Here is a 16702-nt window from a genome sequence, read left to right on the forward strand (position 1 = left end):
TCATGATTCCTCCGTCTTCAAAATTGTCGCTCGGACGATCGCTTCTTCATCTAGCGGAATTTTCTCATTGCCAATGATTTGATATTTCTCATGTCCTTTGCCGGCCAGGACGACGATGTTATCGGACTCGGCCAATTTGGCCGCGTAGCGGACCGCTTCTTCGCGATCCCCGATTTCCACGAAATTGTCGTGGGTCATGCCGGCTGCAATACCACTCGTGATTGAGTCGTAGGCTTCAAAGCGCGGGTCATCCGTCGTGATGACGACCGTTCCCGCATATTTTGAGGCCATCTCCCCCATCGTCGGACGCTTCGTGACGTCCCGATTTCCGCCTGTCCCGATTAAGAACACAATCTTCTCTTTCGGTACACCGACGAGCGACTTCAAGCATTGCTCGATGCCGTCGGGCGTGTGGGCGTAATCCGCGTAGACGTTATAGCCTGGCACATCGAGACGTTGCATCCGACCTTTGGCCGGATGGATCGCTTCGAGCGCCTGGACGATTTCAGGCAAACGATAACCTGCCGCGAGCAGGCAGCCTGTCGCGAGCAAGATGTTATACACGTTGAAGCGGCCGATGAATTGAACCGTCAACGGATGGCGTTCGCCTTGATAGTTGAGGCAAAAGCTCGTCTCTGACAGCGTCTGAACGATATCTGATGCCGTCACGTCTGCCATCGCGTCAATCGCATAAGTAATCACTCGCGCCCCCGTCATCGTCTCATACAGCTTGCTGTACGGGTCGTCCGCATTCAGTACGGCGACTTTGTGACGTGACGCCATCTGTCCGAGCTGTGCGAACAGTAAGCCTTTCGCTCGCGCATAGTTCTCGAACGTGCCGTGGAAATCGAGATGGTCGTGCGTCAAGTTCGTGAATCCGACGATATCAAAGTCCGTCCCGATGACGCGGCCAAGTTCGAGTCCGTGCGATGACACTTCCATCATCACATCGGTCACGCCTTCTGCGTGCATCCGGGCGAGCAACTGTTGCAGCTCCGAGCTTTGCGGCGTCGTATTTTTACTCGGGACGACCGTATCGTTGATGCGGACCTCGACCGTGCCGATCAAACCGGTGCTATGACCGAGCTCGGTAAGGACGTCGCGCAGAATCGTCGTTGTCGTCGTCTTGCCGTTCGTTCCCGTGATCCCGAACAGACGCATCTGTTCAGACGGATACTGATAGAACGCCGACGCTAAAAGACCGACCGATCGTGTGCTGTCGCGCACGATCAAGTTCGGTACGCTCAATTCGAGCGGACGCTCACTGACGACGGCTACGGCCCCTTTGCTGACCGCCAATTCGGCATAGTCATGGCCGTCGACCGTATAGCCTTTGATGGCGACGAACAGCGTCCCAGGGACGACTTCTCGCGAGTCGGTCGTCACATGGGTCACTGGGATGGCTTGTAAGTTTGGTTGATTAATCAATTGAATGTGGTTAGCTAAATCCGTTAAGTTCAAGTCTTTCCCTTCTTTCACCTGTTCCTGTCCAAAGTAAAGAATACCTCTTAATCAGTGTAGAGAACTTACAATTCGGTTTCAAGTCAGTCTTCGGACGGAAGGACATAAGATTTGGCAGGGGCGTGGCTGAGCACCTCTCTAATTAAGGCGTTGACACCATGCACATCGATGCGATCGATTTTATCGAGCACCTCGTTCAAGTCCTCGACGTCGTCGAGCAGGACGAGGTTGCGACCGTTTCGGTTCATGCGGGCACTCGTGCTCTCATTCCCGAGGACGAGTGAGCCTTTCAATTGGCGTTTACCTTTCTCGACTTCCTCGTCGGACAATCCGTCCGCAATCAACGTCTCGAATTCGCGCGTCATGATCGTTTCGACTTGGGCGAGCGTATCCGGGGATGTCCCGATATAGATCGTGAACGTCCCGTGGTCGTCGAACGTCGTGTAGTACGAGTAAATCGAGTACGCCAGCCCTTCTTCTTCTCGAATCGACTGGAACAGACGCGATGACATCGTCGCCCCGATGGCATTGTTCATCAAGGCCAAATGCGGCAGACGGTCATCTTTGGCGGCAATCGCCTCAAAGTTCCAACAGAGGTGCGCTTGCTCCGTCTCTTTCTGTTTTTTCATCACGTCACTGTATAATATCGGTGTCGTCGATTCTTTCGGTGATTCCCCTGATGGGAGGTCGGCAAACCTTGTCTTGACCGCCTCAATCAATTCTTCGGTCACGTGTCCGGCAATCGATACGACGACACGATTGCCCGTGTACGTCGAAGCGACGTAACGGAGCAGTTGGTCCCGCGAGAGGCCGAGGACGCTCGCTTCCGTCCCGAGAATGGGTTCAGCAAGGATGTCGTCCTTATAGACGGCTTGCGCGAGCAGCTCGTGGACGAGGTCTTCCGGTGTGTCTTCGTACATTTTAATTTCTTCTAAGACGACCCGCTTCTCTTTCTCGAGCTCCGTCTCATCAAACAACGAATCGAACAGCATGTCGGCGAGTGCATCGAATGCGATGACCGCATGCTCGTCAAGCGTCTTCACGTAATAGCACGTGTGATCTTTCGACGTGAACGCGTTGACGCTGCCCCCGAGCTCATCGAAGAACGAGGCGATTTCTTTCGCCGTTCGCGTCTTTGTTCCTTTAAACAACATATGTTCAATCAAGTGGCTGATCCCGATTTCGGTCATGTCTTCGGTCCGGGTCCCGGCTTTGATAAAGACACCGGTCGACGTGCTGCGGACATCCGCCATCGGTTCAATCACGATGCGGACGCCGTTGTCTAATGTGATCCATTCCATGTTATCACTCCTATGAAAAAGGCCATCGCACCAGACGATGGCCATCATGATTAGTTTGTCGAGCGTGGCGGACGACGATCTCCGTCACGACGCGGCGGACGGCTGTCACGTGGTGGACGGCTCTCGCGCTGCGCTTTACGTTTCGCTTCGTATGCTTCGCGTTCTTCCGGTGACAATCCTTCAAGGATGAGCACTTTATGCGAGGCATTGACTCGGCCTTTGTCGTCAATCTCCGTCACACGGACTTTGATTGTATCGCCAAGTTTCACGACGTCTTCTACGTTCGCGACACGGTCTAAGCTGAACTCAGAGACGTGGACGAGCGCGTCTTTCCCTTTGAACAATTCGACGAACGCGCCGAATTTCTCGATGCGGCGGACTGTCGCATCAAATTCTTCGCCGACGACGACTTCACGCACGATGTCGCCGATAAGGGCCATCGCCATATCGATGCCATCTTGGTCGGTCGACGCGATGAAGACCGTTCCGTCTTGCTCGATATCGATTTTGACGCCCGTTTGGTCGATGATGCTGTTAATCATCTTCCCGCCCGGCCCAATCACATCGCGGATCTTATCCGGATTGATCGTCATCGTCACGATTTTCGGTGCATACTTAGACAACTGCGGACGCGGTGCGTCGAGCGTCTCAAGCATATGGTTCAAGATGTGGAGACGACCTGAACGAGCTTGTTCGAGTGCCTCTTCCAAAATCTCACGCGTGATTCCGGCGATTTTGATATCCATTTGGAGCGCCGTGATCCCGTCTTTCGTTCCAGCGACTTTGAAGTCCATGTCACCGAGGTGATCTTCGAGACCTTGGATGTCCGTGAGGACCGTGTAATGTTCGCCTTCCATGATGAGACCCATCGCAATCCCGGCAACTGGTGCCTTGATTGGAACGCCAGCATCCATGAGCGCGAGCGTCGAGCCACAGATTGATGCCTGTGAACTTGAACCGTTCGACTCGAGCACTTCCGAGACGAGACGAATCGTGTACGGGAAGTCGGCTTCTTTCGGGATAACCGGGAGCAACGCACGTTCTCCGAGGGCACCGTGTCCGATTTCACGACGACCTGGCGCACGCACCGGACGAGCTTCTCCGACCGAGAACGGCGGGAAGTTGTAATGGTGCATGAAGCGCTTGTTCTCTTCGAGACCGATGCCGTCGATGATTTGCGCATCTCCGATGACGCCGAGTGTCGCGACCGACATGACTTGTGTTTGTCCACGCGTGAACAAGCCAACGCCGTGGGCGCGTGGCAATAAGCCCGTCTCCGACGCAAGTGGACGGATGACTTCCGGGCGACGACCGTCTGGACGAACTTTTTCGACCGTGATGAGGCGGCGGACTTCATCTTTGACGAACTTGTTCAAGATGCCAGATACTTCTTTCAACTTGGCCGGCTCGTCAGCGAGACGCGCTTCGTAGATGGCGACGTACTTGGCAATCACTTCGTTGATGGCTGCGTCACGCGCATGTTTCTCTTCGACTTGAACCGCGGCAACGATTTCTGGACGAGCTGCTTCGAGCTCAGCAGTCAAAGCGTCATCAAACTTCGATACCGTGTATTCGAACTTCGGTTTCCCGACAGCTTCGACGATTTCGGTTTGGAAAGCGACCAATTTCTTGATCTCTTCGTGACCGAACAAGATTGACTCGAGCATGACGTCTTCCGGTACTTCGTTAGCACCTGCTTCAACCATGTTGATTGCAGTTGCCGTTCCGGCGACTTGGAGTTCGAGATCTGTCTGTTCGAGCTGAGCCGTCGTCGGGTTGACGACGAACTCACCGTTGACGCGTCCGACTGTCGCTCCGGCGATTGGGCCATCGAACGGGATGTCTGAAATCGAGAGTGCGATTGACGTTCCGAGCATACCGGCCATCTCAGCTGGGCAGTCCGGGTCGTTCGACATGACGTAAATCATCACTTGAATATCGTGGCGGAAGCCGTCCGGGAAAAGCGGACGGATCGGACGGTCGATGAGGCGCGATGTCAAAATCGCGTTTTCCCCAGGACGACCTTCCCGACGGAGGAAACCTCCTGGAATTTTACCGACCGAGTATAATTTTTCTTCATAGTTGACCGTGAGCGGGAAGAAATCTAAATCCTTCGGCGCTTTCGATGCTGTGACCGTGGCGAGCACGACCGTGTCCCCATAACGGACGAGTGCCGAGCCGTTTGCTTGTTTCGCAAGCTGCCCGACTTCTACAGAGAGCGGACGTCCGCCCCATTCTGTAGAAAATACTTGTTTCGTACCTAACATGAACATTCTCCTCTCAAACCTTATCTAGTTTATTATGTAACTCATTCCTATGAATGTCTAATGATTTTCCTTTTAAAAAAGAAGAAACGGACTAGGAACAAGTGTCCCAGCCCGTCACATGGTCCGTTCGGATTAACGACGGAGACCAAGGCGTTGAATCAATTCACGGTAACGTGTAACGTCCTTGTTACGAAGGTACGTAAGCAAGTTACGACGACGTCCAACCATTTTCAAAAGACCGCGACGTGAGTGGTGGTCTTTCTTGTGTGTACGAAGATGCTCGTTTAAAGTGTTGATTTGTTCAGTCAATACTGCAACTTGAACTTCCGGTGAACCAGTGTCACCTTGTTTTGTCGCGTATTCCGCGATGATTTCGTTCTTACGTTCTTTTGAGAGTGCCATTGCCTCTCCACCTCCATTTAATAGAAAATTGCCGCGTTGCCGAGCCGACGTTGGTGAATCGATCAGCCAAGCGAAGCGGTGTACTTTGCGTACCAAAATAGGATACCGTACCACCCATCCAAAGTCAAGACAGGATTGCCCGAGCCGCCGTCTCATCTTGCTTGAGTTGGGCGATGAGCGAGTCGAGTCCGTCGAACGCCCGCTCGTCCCGTAAATAGTGCATCCATTCGATTTCAATCAATTGTCCGTATAAATCTTCTGAGAAATCGAACAAGTGGCTCTCAATCGAGACGTCACCGGTCGCATAAAACGTCGGACGCCGCCCGACGTTCGTCATTGCGTCGAACGTCCGACCGTCCTGAAGCCGTACGCGCGTCGCATAGACGCCGAGGCGCGGCATGACGTACGACGCGTCCATGACGACGTTCGCCGTCGGGTAGCCAATCGTCCGGCCCCGGGCGTCGCCGTGGATGACTTCCCCGCAGATGACGTACGGCGTACCGAGCAGCTCGCTCGCCACATCGACGTCTCCGGCACCGAGCAACTGACGAATCCGCGTCGACGACACTTTTTCGCCGCCGCTCGTCTGTTCAGCAACGACCGAGGTCGTGAAACGACCGCGCGCATGATACGGCAGTGTCTCCATCGTCCCCTCCCCGAATTTACCGTACGAATAGTCAAAACCTGCCGTCACGTGAACCGCACCGGCACCAATCAAATAGTCATCCACGAACTGTTGCGGCGACAGGCTCGCCAACTCTTTTGTGAACGTGATGACGATGCACCGTTCGACACCGAGGGCGGCAATCCGGTTCAATTTCCGCTGGAGCGGTGTGATATAACGGACCGCATCCGGTTTGTTCGATAACACTTGTTTCGGGTGCGGGTCGAACGTGATGACGGTCACGGGCACGTCAAGTTGTTTCGCCTGCGCCTGCGCATGCCGAATCACGGCCTGATGTCCGGTGTGGACGCCGTCGAAAAATCCGAGCACCATGACCGAAGGGACCAGGTCTGGTGTCTCAGGATACGTCAGATGGATCGTTTCCATACTTCAATCTCCCCTTTAGTCGATGGTCAACATGACCTCGACAGTTGCGTCTGTTGTTCCGTCAAGCCGTCGATAGAGGGCAAGTGGAATTCCTTCTTCATTATAGACAGTAAACAGTTCAAATTCGAGCGAGACGTCGTTCAAACGACCTCCGTTTCGAATATACCGTTCTCGATTGGCTGGAATCGTCATGGCCGGCCAACGTTTGATGACCTCTTCGAGCGGGATGAGGTGGTTCATCCGTTCCTCGACCGTCTCGAGGTCGGCCAGTTGCTGCAACGTGACGGCGGCCGTCTCCTCGAACGAACCGGACCGGGTCCGACGCAGATCGCTCATATGGGCCGGATAGCCGAGCCTCTCCCCGATTTGAACGGCGAGCGTCCGGATGAACGTCCCTTTGCCGCACTCGACGTCAATCCGGAAGCGGCAGACGCCGTCTTCGATGACCGGCTCATTCGTCCGGACGAGACGATGAATCTCGACGATGCGGCGCGGCCGTTCCACCGTCTGACCTTTTCGGGCGTATTCGTACAATTTTTTTCCGTTCACTTTGACGGCAGAGAAGTAAGGCGGGATTTGCTCGATTTTTCCCGTCAACGTCTCGAGGACACGATCGATGTCGGCAGCGGTGAACGCCTCCGGACCGACCTGGCGCGTCTCGACGACCTCGCCATGGGCATCCTCGGTCATCGTCGCCGTCCCGATGGTGATTTCGGCGGCGTAACGTTTGCCTTCATCGGTCAGAAACCGTGACAGCTTCGTCGCCCGTCCGAGACAAATCGGTAGGACACCGGTCACTTCCGGGTCGAGCGTGCCGGTATGTCCGACTTTTTTTGTTTGGAACAATTTACGGAGCTTGAACACACAGTCGTGGCTCGTCATGCCGCTGTCTTTATCTAAAATCAATACACCAGTTGGTTCCATCTGAATTCCTCCCATCAAAAAAGGGGAGACGCGAGTCCCCCCTTCAATTTATTGGTCGTTCCGATTTAAGTCACGAATCAATGAATCGATATGGCTACCATATGCGACCGATGAATCGTATTCGAACGACAATTCTGGCGTTTTCCGAAGACGGATGCGGCTTCCGATCTCGCGGCGAATGAATGCGCTCGCCTTATCGAGACCAGCTTGCGTTTCAGCCTTCACCGTGGCGTCGTCACCGAGCACCGTGTAGTAGGCTGTCGCTTGCTGCAAGTCTCCCGTCACATCAACGCTCGTGATTGTAGCGTTCTTCGTACGTGGGTCGTTGACTTCACGGAGCAAGATATCTGTAATCTCTTTACGCATCTGCTCTGCGACGCGTTGGGCACGAATGTTCATACGTGTTCCCTCCTCGCTTTATTTACGTTCGACTTCTTTCATGATGAACGCCTCGATGACGTCATCCACTTTAATATCGTCGAACTTCTCTACTTTAATCCCACACTCGTAGCCTGTCGCGACTTCTTTGACGTCGTCTTTGAAGCGGCGGAGCGTATCGAGTTTTCCTTCGTACACAACAATCCCGTTACGGATGATGCGGACGCCGGCGTCGCGTGAGATTTTACCCTCAGTGACGTAACAGCCGGCAATCGTACCGACTTTCGAGACTTTGAAGACGTCACGGACTTCAACTTGTCCTGTGATTTCTTCAACGAACTCAGGGTCGAGCATCCCTTTCATCGCGCTCTCGATTTCATCGATGGCGTTGTAGATGATGCGGTGCAGACGCATTTCAACATGCTCTTGCTCGGCCATCGACCGGGCGTTACCATCTGGGCGGACGTTGAATCCGATGATGATCGCATTGGCCGCCGAAGCGAGAATGACGTCACCTTCTGTGATGGCACCGACACCTTGGTGGACGATGTTGATTTTGACGCCTGCGACGTCGATTTTGCGGAGTGAACCAGCGAGTGCTTCAGCCGAACCTTGAACGTCTGCTTTGATGATGACGTTCAAATCTTTGACTTCGCCTTCTTGAATACGACTGAACAAGTCATCAAGACTAACTTTAGCCGATTCGCGACGCTGTGATTCGAGGTAACGTTGGTAACGTTTTTCTCCGATCGCACGTGCTTTCTTCTCATCTTCGAACACGATGAACTGATCACCCGCTTGTGGGACATCGTTCAATCCTGTAATCTCGATCGGCGTCGATGGACCGACTTCTTTCACACGACGACCGATATCGTTGACCATCGCCCGGACGCGTCCGAACGTGCTGCCGACGACAATCGAGTCACCGATCCGGAGTGTACCGTGTTGGACGAGAAGCGTTGCGACAGGACCGCGGCCTTTGTCGAGCTTCGCTTCGATGACCGAACCGCGAGCTGGCATTTCTGGCGTCGACTTGTACTCTTCGACTTCAGAAACGAGTAAGATCATCTCGAGCAACTCATCGATTCCTTCGTCTTTCAAAGCTGAGATCGGTACGAAAATCGTTTCGCCGCCCCACTCTTCCGGTACAAGACCGAACTCTGTCAATTCTTGTTTGACGCGGTCAGGGTTTGCTCCTTCTTTATCCATTTTGTTCACAGCGACGATAATCGGCACGTTTGCCGCTTTCGCGTGTGAGATGGCTTCTTCCGTCTGTGGCATGACGCCGTCATCCGCTGCGACAACGATAATCGCGATATCCGTCACTTCGGCTCCACGGGCACGCATCGTCGTAAAGGCGGCGTGACCTGGTGTGTCGAGGAACGTGATCTTTTTATCGTTGACTTCAACTTGATAAGCCCCGATGTGCTGCGTGATTCCGCCGGCTTCACCAGCAACGACTTTCGTGTTGCGGATCGAGTCAAGAAGTGTTGTCTTACCGTGGTCGACGTGACCCATGATTGTGACGACAGCTGGACGCTCGACAAGCTCATACTCAGAGAAGTCGATTTCTACTTCTTCAAAGTCAGTCTCGTCGATGAGAACTTCTTTCTCGACTTCGTAACCGAATTCAGTTGCAAGCAACTCAATCGTCTCGTCATCAAGTGTTTGGTTGATTGTCGCCATGACACCAAGACCCATCAACTTCATGATGATCTCGTTTGGCTTTTTATCCATCTTCGCAGCGAGGTCCGATACGCTGAGGACATCATCGTACTTGATGACGTTGCCCATTTCAGACTCTTGCGCCAAACGAGCTGCTTTACGCTGACTCGTTTTTGAATTCGGATCCGCTTCTAATGGCACTGCTGCTTTCGCAGGTTTGCCTTTGAATTTACCACCGCGTTTCTTGTTGCGGTTGTCGTTGCGGTTGTTGCCGAAACGGTTGCCACCACGGTTGCCCGCTTGGTTGCTTTGACCGCCAGACGCTTGTGGACGTGCTTTCGGTGCTTCTTGCTTGGCAGCAGGTTTCGCGTCAGCCGGTTTTGACTCGGCAGACTTCGTTGCAGCTGGCTTTTCTTGCTTGTCAGCCGAACGGTATTTCTCAGGATTGAAGACACGGTCGAGTTGCTTGACCGACTCCTCATCTAAGACAGCCATGTGGTTTTTCACTGGCTTGTTCATTTTCTCTAGCTGAGTAATGACTTGTTTACTTGTTACATTCTGTTCTTTTGCAAATTCATAGACGCGTTTTCCCAAAGCATCCACCTCCGTTAATAGTTAAGAGAGAAGTTGCTTAAGCTTGTTCGCAAATCCGGATTCTGTCACAGACACGACGACTCGCATGTCTTTACCTAAAGCAGCCCCGATTGTATATCGGTCGCTCACTTCAATCAATGGAACACCATACGATGTACACTTGTCGGTAACCCGTTTTCTCGTAGACGCTCCCGCATCTCCGGCAAGGATGACAAGCTTGGCTCGGCCAGCTCGCACATCCTTCAACACAAACTCTTCTCCCATCGTTACTTTCCTCGCTCGTGCGGCAAGGCCTAACAATGATTCCCACTGACTCATGATTCGGCTCCTGTCACAGCTTGCAGCAGCTGCTCATAAAGCGCATCACTCGTCTTGACTTTTAAATGATGATCGAGTGTCCGTTTTTTCTCTGCTAAACGAATCACATCCGCATCTTTCGACAAATACGCCCCACGTCCGTTCAATTTACCAGACGTATCGATGACGACGTCGCCTTCCGGCGTCCGAACGACACGAATCAACGCTTGTTTCGGTAACATTTCTTGCGTGACCACACATTTGCGCAAAGGAAGTTTCTTTTGCTTCATGGTCATTCCTCTTCTTTCACCGTTGTCGGCTCGAGGGCGACGTCAACCGAGTCAGTCTGTTCCATTTCATTGTGAACAATTTCTGGCTCCGGTTCAACTTTTTCGGCGTACGTATCATACAAGTCCATGCTTTCTGCATCCGTCTCGCTCTTGATATCAATTTTCCATCCCGTCAATTTCGCGGCAAGACGGGCGTTTTGACCGCGCTTCCCGATGGCGAGTGACAATTGATAATCCGGCACGACGACCGTCGTCGATTTATTCGGTTCATTGACGTACACGTCCACGACTTGAGCCGGACTGAGTGCGTTTTTCACGAACTCTTTCGGGTCGTTCGACCAACGGACGATATCGATTTTCTCACCATTGAGCTCATCGACGATCGTTTGGACACGTTGCCCTTTCGGACCGACACAAGCGCCGACTGGATCGACGATGTCTGAATGGACGGCAATCTTCGAACGGTCACCCGCTTCGCGTGAGACCGACATGACGTCGACCGTTCCGCTCGCGATTTCTGGCACTTCGAGCTCGAACAGACGACGCAACAGACCTGGATGCGTCCGCGAGACTTGGATGGCTGCGCCAGACCCTTTCGTCGTCGAATCGACTTTCGTCACATACACTTTGATGCGGTCATGAATCTGATACGATTCATTTGGCATCTGCTCGTTCGGTGTGAGTACCGCTTCGATATTGTTTTCAAGACCGATATACAAGTTGCGTGGGTCGAACCGTTCCACAATCCCCGTCATGATCTCGTCTTCTTTATCGACGAAATGGTTGTAGATGCGCTCGCGCTCGGCTTCCCGCATCTTTTGCGTGACGACTTGTTTGGCCGTCATCGCCGCGACGCGACCGAAGTCGCTCGGTGTGACTTCTTCTTTATGGAAGTCCCCTAACTCGTAGTTCGGGTCAATCTCATGCGCTTCTTCGAGCGACAATTGTTGCTCGGGATGCGAGAGACGTTCAACGACTTCGAGAAGTGCGAAGACACGAATATCACCGGTCACTTGGTCGAATTCAACTTTTACGTTTTCATTCGGATTGGCGACGTTTCGGCGATATGCCGAAATGAGCGCCTGTTCAAGTGCATCGATGATAATCTCCTTCTCGATTCCTTTTTCGTTAGCAATCTGTTCGATTGTTGTGAGTAATTGTGGCCCCATCTTTACCTCTCCTTAACTAAACGTGACCGCTAGGCGGGCTTGTGCAATTTTGTCTACCGGTAGCGATATCGCTTTTTTTCTTGTCTTGATGCGTGTCTCGACGACGGCGGTCTCGCCGTCATATTCTGTCAAAATCCCTTCGAACTCTTTAGCACCTTCAATCGGGGCAAACGTCTTGATATAGACGTTCTTTCCAATCGCGCGTTCAAAGTCGGTCGGCTTCTTCAGCGGTCGCTCGGCACCGGGACTCGAGACGTCAAGATAATAGGCTTGCTCGATCGGATCGCTATCGTTTAGTTTTTCCGAGAGTTGTTCGTTGATGTTGACGCAATCATCTAAATCGACGCCCCCCGGCTTGTCGATATAGACGCGCAAGAACCAATCCGGCCCTTCTTTCACGAATTCGACATCGACCAATTCCATGTTCTCACGCTCCACGATCGGCAACGCAATCGCTTCGACAACTTCTGTTATTTTGGACACTCTCATCCCTCCTTCTGGCTTTTACATACAAGAAAGGAGTAGGGTTCCCTACTCCTTTCCGTCGTAGTATCCAACATTGTTCGATACCAATATATCATATTTTCCCGGTTTTTCGCAACTTACACCCCAAAATCAAAGAACGAGAGTTGGTTCTCATCCGGGAGGCCTTCGAGACATTTCATCGTATCGAGCGTCTCGACGATCGTCTTCGACAACTTGGCCCGTTTGCGCAAGTCTTCTTTCGATAGGAACTGCCCTTCGGCACGTGCATCGACGATCGCTTTCGCCGCGTTCGTCCCGAGACCGTCGACCGCATTGAACGGCGGGATGAGCGTGTTCCCTTCAATCAAGAACTCGGTCGCGCTCGAACGATACAAATCGATGTTTTGGAACTTCATGCCGCGCTCTAACATCTCGAGTGCGAGCTCGAGCACGGTGTGGAGACCCTTATCTTTCGCCGTGGCTTCAAATCCTTTTTCGCGGATATCCGACATCGCTTTCCGTACGGCCTGCGATCCTTTAATCATCGCCGACAAATCAAAGTCGCCGGCTCGGACCGTAAAGTACGTCGCGTAATATAGAATCGGATGATGCACTTTGAAGTAGGCGATGCGGACGGCCATGAGCACGTACGCCGTGGCGTGTGCTTTCGGGAACATATACTTGATCTTTTTACAAGACGAGATGTACCATTCCGGGACATCGTTGGCCCGCATCTCCGTCTCCATGTCCTCCGACAAGCCTTTCCCTTTCCGTACCGACTCCATGATTTTGAAGGCGAATGACGGTTCGAGGCCCGCATAAATCAAATAGACCATGATGTCATCACGACACCCGATGACGTCTTTGAGTTCACACGTCCCGTTATAGATGAGCTCGTTGGCGTTGCCGATCCAAACGTCTGTCCCGTGAGACAGTCCCGAGATTTGAACGAGTTCGGAGAACGTCGACGGTTTCGTCTCTTCGAGCATCTGCCGGACGAACTTCGTCCCGAACTCTGGAATCCCGAGCGTTCCCGTCTTCGATTCGATTTGCTCCGGCGTCACACCGAGCACTTCCGGCGACGAAAAGATTTTCATGACCGTCGGGTCGTCCGTCGGAATCGTCTTCGGATCGATACCGGACAAATCTTGGAGCATCCGGATGGCGGTCGGATCATCGTGACCGAGAATATCGAGTTTGAGCAAGTTGTCGTGAATCGAGTGGAAGTCGAAGTGGGTCGTCTTCCATTCGGACGACTTATCATCGGCCGGATATTGGATCGGCGAGATTTCGGCGATGTCCATATAGTCTGGGACGACGATAATCCCCCCCGGGTGTTGCCCGGACGTCCGTTTGACGCCGGTGACACCCGAGACGAGCCGGTCGACCTCGGCGTTCCGATAAATCTTATCGTTCTCGGTCGCATAGCCTTTCACGTACCCGTACGCCGTCTTATCGGCAATCGTCCCGATTGTGCCGGCACGATACACATACTCTTCACCGAACAACACTTTCGTGTAGGCGTGGGCGTGCGGTTGATATTCACCCGAGAAGTTCAAATCGATATCCGGTACTTTGTCCCCTTTGAAACCAAGGAACGTCTCGAACGGGATATCGTGCCCGTCTTTCGTATACCAAGTCCCACACTCCGGGCATTGCTTATCGGGAAGGTCATACCCGGACCCGACCGATCCGTCGTCGAAGAAGTGGGAATGTTGACACTTCGGACAGACGTAATGCGGTGGCAGCGGATTGACCTCAGTGATTTCGGTCATCGTCGCAACGAAACTCGATCCAACCGAACCACGCGATCCGACGAGATAGCCGTCATCGAGCGATTTTTTCACGAGTTTATGCGAGATCAAATAAATGACGGCAAACCCGTGACCGATAATCGACTTCAACTCTTTCTCAAGCCGAGCCTCGACGATTTCCGGCAGTTGTTCACCATATATCGAGCGGGCCATGTCATAACTCATATTCCGGACTTCGTCGTCGGCGCCTTCAATCTTCGGCGTATACAAGTCGTCCGGGATGATTTGAATCGACTCGATTTGATCGGCGATCGCGTTCGGGTTCGTGATGACAATCTCACGGGCGAGCTCGTCCCCGAGGAATTTGAAGTCTTCCATCATCTCTTTCGTCGTGCGGAAATGGGCGTGTGGGAGTTCTTTCCGCGTGTTGATAAAGTTGGCGCCACCTTGCGTCCGAATCAAAATCTCTCGATACGAGCGGTCCGTCCGATCGAGATAGTGGACGTTGCCGGTCGCACAGACAGGCAGTCCGGCTTGACCGGCGACGCGAATGATCCGTTTGATGATTTCACGCAATTCGAGTTCGTTGGCGACGATTTCTTTATCGATGAGGTGCATATAGAGCGCCGGCGGATGAATCTCGATAAAATCGTAAAACGCCATCATCTTCTCTAACTCTTCGTCAGACTTGTTCAGGGCGGCGTCGAAAATCTCGCCGTTGTCACACGCCGAACCGATTAAGAGGCCCTCGCGTCGTTTGATAATCTCCGAGCGCGGCATGCGTGCCATGCGGAACAAGTAATCGATGTGCGACAAGGAAATCAATTCGTATAAATTCCGAAGTCCCGGTTTTTTTGTTTTCGCATAAATCGTCGCATGGAACGGACGAATCTTCGAGACATCGCTTCCGACTTTGGCATTGAGCGAGCGATGCGTCTGCATCTCAAACATCTGTTTGGCGAGTTCGAGCAGCTTCATGAGCAAATACGCCGTCGCCTCAGCATCATAGATGGCGCGGTGATGTTGCGTCAACTCGATATCGAATCGCTTCGCGAGCGTGTTGAGACGGTGGTTCTTGAGCGTCGGTAAAATCGTCCGGGCGAGCTCGAGCGTATCGATGACCGGATAATCGTCCGGCTCGTGCCCGCCGCTCCGGAGCGTCGCTTCGAGAAAGCCCATATCGAACGCGGCGTTATGCGCAACAAGGATACTGTCCCCGGACCAATCGACGAACTGTTTGGCGATGACTTCTGGATCAGGCTGGCCATGGACCATATCGTCCGTGATACCCGTCAGTTCAATCGTCGTGGCCGAGAGCGGATGCTTCGGATCGGCGAACGCCTCGAAGCGGTCGATAATCTCGCCGTCTTTGATTTTGACGCCAGCAAGCTCAATGATTTTATTGTAGACGGCCGAAAGCCCGGTCGTCTCGACGTCGAAGACGACGTACGTCGCATCGTCGAGCGGGACGTCGGTCGGATGATAGGCGACCGGTACGCCGTCATTGACGACGTTCGCCTCGACCCCGAACAACACTTTGATGTCGTTCTTTTTCCCGGCGTAATACGCTTCCGGAAACGACTGGACACCGGCATGGTCGGTGATGGCGATGGCGCGGTGGCCCCATTTCGCCGCTCTTGCGACGAGCGCCGATACGTTCGTGACCGCGTCCATCTGACTCATCTGCGTATGCGCATGCAGTTCGACGCGTTTCTCACCGGCCCATTCGTCCCGGACCGGCTCGACTTTCACTTCTTGCAGTTGCGACGCCATCATGCACAGTTCGCGCATGAAGCTGTCATCTTCGACCCGACCGGCCGCTTGAATCCACATGCCTTTTTTGACGGCACTGAGCATCCGGTCATCGTCGTCATCGCGCGCGAACACTTTGACGATGAGCGAGTCGGTATAGTCCGTCATCTTGAACGTGAACAGTTTCTTCCCGCTCTTCAGTTCTTTCCGTTCGGCCGAGAAGACGAGGCCACGGATGGCGACGCGCCGTTCTTCTTCGATAATCGTCTTGATCGGGACGATCTCATCTTTAATCAAGGCACCCATCCGCACTTCCGTGACCGGTTCATCGTTCGTCTCGGTCGACTTGGCGAACTGCGCCGCGAGGGCGAGCTTCGCCTGTTCCAAATCTTCTTGGACGACTTGTTCGCGCAACGCCTGGTTCGCATCGGCATCTTCTGAGAAGAACGCTTGGCACGGTTTTTTCATGAAGCCGTAGGCGCTGTAGAGCGCCTGGACTTCTTGACATAACTCTTTATCGACATAGTTCGCCTCAGGGGCCGAGCGCACCGGGATGAGCAATTTGTTCTGCTCGAAGCGCGGTGAGACCGATGCGAAATAACTGCGCATCGCGCCTGACACTTGGCTCAGCTCACTGACGATCCGGGGCCAATAGTCGATATAGTCCTGTTCGCCCCCACCTGATGTCGTCGTGAACCGAGCGTAAACCTCGTCCGCGAACGTCGCATAACGACTCTCGAGCCGGCTCATGAACAGTTGGTACACCTCATACGGCAACACTTGTTGTAATTGGAAATAGAACGTCCACGTCCGACGTTGCTTGTTGACGACGAGTCGTGACAATTCTGCTCCGTCGAACTGATCCGTTTCCGTCGTGATGCCGAGGTCACCCAAGAGCAATTGCATTTTTTGATTAGCTTCCACGGGTAAGA

At 53.2% G+C, this 16702-nt stretch carries 13 protein-coding genes; all 13 read right to left on the reverse strand.

The window, feature by feature from the left end:
* The 13 genes from KNO58_RS05265 to KNO58_RS05325 all read right to left on the reverse strand — a co-directional run bounded on the left by KNO58_RS05265 (window position 1) and on the right by KNO58_RS05325 (window position 16694).
* On the reverse strand, window positions 1-1461 hold the full coding sequence (locus KNO58_RS05265) for a UDP-N-acetylmuramoyl-L-alanyl-D-glutamate--2,6-diaminopimelate ligase (protein WP_251026089.1): 1461 nt from the start codon (window positions 1459-1461) through the stop codon (window positions 1-3).
* Between the two features lie 83 nt (window positions 1462-1544).
* Window positions 1545-2762: a M16 family metallopeptidase gene (locus tag KNO58_RS05270; RefSeq protein ID WP_214752202.1), complete on the reverse strand. Its 1218-nt coding sequence runs from the start codon at window positions 2760-2762 to the stop codon at window positions 1545-1547.
* A gap of 50 nt (window positions 2763-2812) precedes the next feature.
* Window positions 2813-5029, reverse strand: a complete 2217-nt coding sequence (gene pnp / locus KNO58_RS05275; protein WP_214752203.1) for a polyribonucleotide nucleotidyltransferase — start codon at window positions 5027-5029, stop codon at window positions 2813-2815.
* 132 nt (window positions 5030-5161) lie between these two features.
* Window positions 5162-5431 (reverse strand): 30S ribosomal protein S15, encoded by a 270-nt coding sequence (rpsO, locus tag KNO58_RS05280; protein ID WP_016508254.1) that lies wholly within the window; start codon window positions 5429-5431, stop codon window positions 5162-5164.
* A 124-nt stretch (window positions 5432-5555) separates the two neighbouring features.
* Window positions 5556-6482 carry a bifunctional riboflavin kinase/FAD synthetase gene (locus KNO58_RS05285; protein ID WP_021067163.1) on the reverse strand — a complete coding sequence of 309 codons (927 nt, stop codon included), beginning with the start codon at window positions 6480-6482 and terminating at the stop codon, window positions 5556-5558.
* A gap of 15 nt (window positions 6483-6497) precedes the next feature.
* The gene (gene truB / locus KNO58_RS05290; protein ID WP_214752204.1) at window positions 6498-7406 is read right to left on the reverse strand and encodes a tRNA pseudouridine(55) synthase TruB; all 909 of its coding nucleotides are present in this window, start codon (window positions 7404-7406) and stop codon (window positions 6498-6500) included.
* A 48-nt stretch (window positions 7407-7454) separates the two neighbouring features.
* Window positions 7455-7805, reverse strand: coding sequence for a 30S ribosome-binding factor RbfA (rbfA, locus tag KNO58_RS05295; protein WP_021067161.1), 351 nt, complete (start codon window positions 7803-7805; stop codon window positions 7455-7457).
* An 18-nt stretch (window positions 7806-7823) separates the two neighbouring features.
* Window positions 7824-9986, reverse strand: coding sequence for a translation initiation factor IF-2 (gene infB, locus KNO58_RS05300; protein WP_376778136.1), 2163 nt, complete (start codon window positions 9984-9986; stop codon window positions 7824-7826).
* A gap of 78 nt (window positions 9987-10064) precedes the next feature.
* Entirely contained in the window at window positions 10065-10361 is a 297-nt protein-coding gene (locus KNO58_RS05305; RefSeq protein ID WP_021067159.1) for a YlxQ family RNA-binding protein, read from the reverse strand.
* Window positions 10358-10636, reverse strand: coding sequence for an RNase P modulator RnpM (rnpM, locus tag KNO58_RS05310; RefSeq protein ID WP_165569410.1), 279 nt, complete (start codon window positions 10634-10636; stop codon window positions 10358-10360). Before rnpM ends, KNO58_RS05305 begins: the two co-directional genes overlap by 4 nt.
* Window positions 10633-11799 (reverse strand): transcription termination factor NusA, encoded by a 1167-nt coding sequence (gene nusA, locus KNO58_RS05315; protein WP_214752206.1) that lies wholly within the window; start codon window positions 11797-11799, stop codon window positions 10633-10635. The genes rnpM and nusA overlap by 4 nt, the downstream gene beginning before the upstream one ends.
* 12 nt (window positions 11800-11811) lie before the next feature.
* Window positions 11812-12282: a ribosome maturation factor RimP gene (gene rimP, locus KNO58_RS05320; protein WP_034777274.1), complete on the reverse strand. Its 471-nt coding sequence runs from the start codon at window positions 12280-12282 to the stop codon at window positions 11812-11814.
* A 119-nt stretch (window positions 12283-12401) separates the two neighbouring features.
* Window positions 12402-16694 (reverse strand): PolC-type DNA polymerase III, encoded by a 4293-nt coding sequence (locus KNO58_RS05325; protein WP_214752207.1) that lies wholly within the window; start codon window positions 16692-16694, stop codon window positions 12402-12404.
* Window positions 16695-16702: the final 8 nt, after the last annotated feature.

It is taken from the genome of Exiguobacterium sp. J17977 (assembly GCF_018616375.1).
GTDB lineage: Bacteria > Bacillota > Bacilli > Exiguobacteriales > Exiguobacteriaceae > Exiguobacterium > Exiguobacterium mexicanum.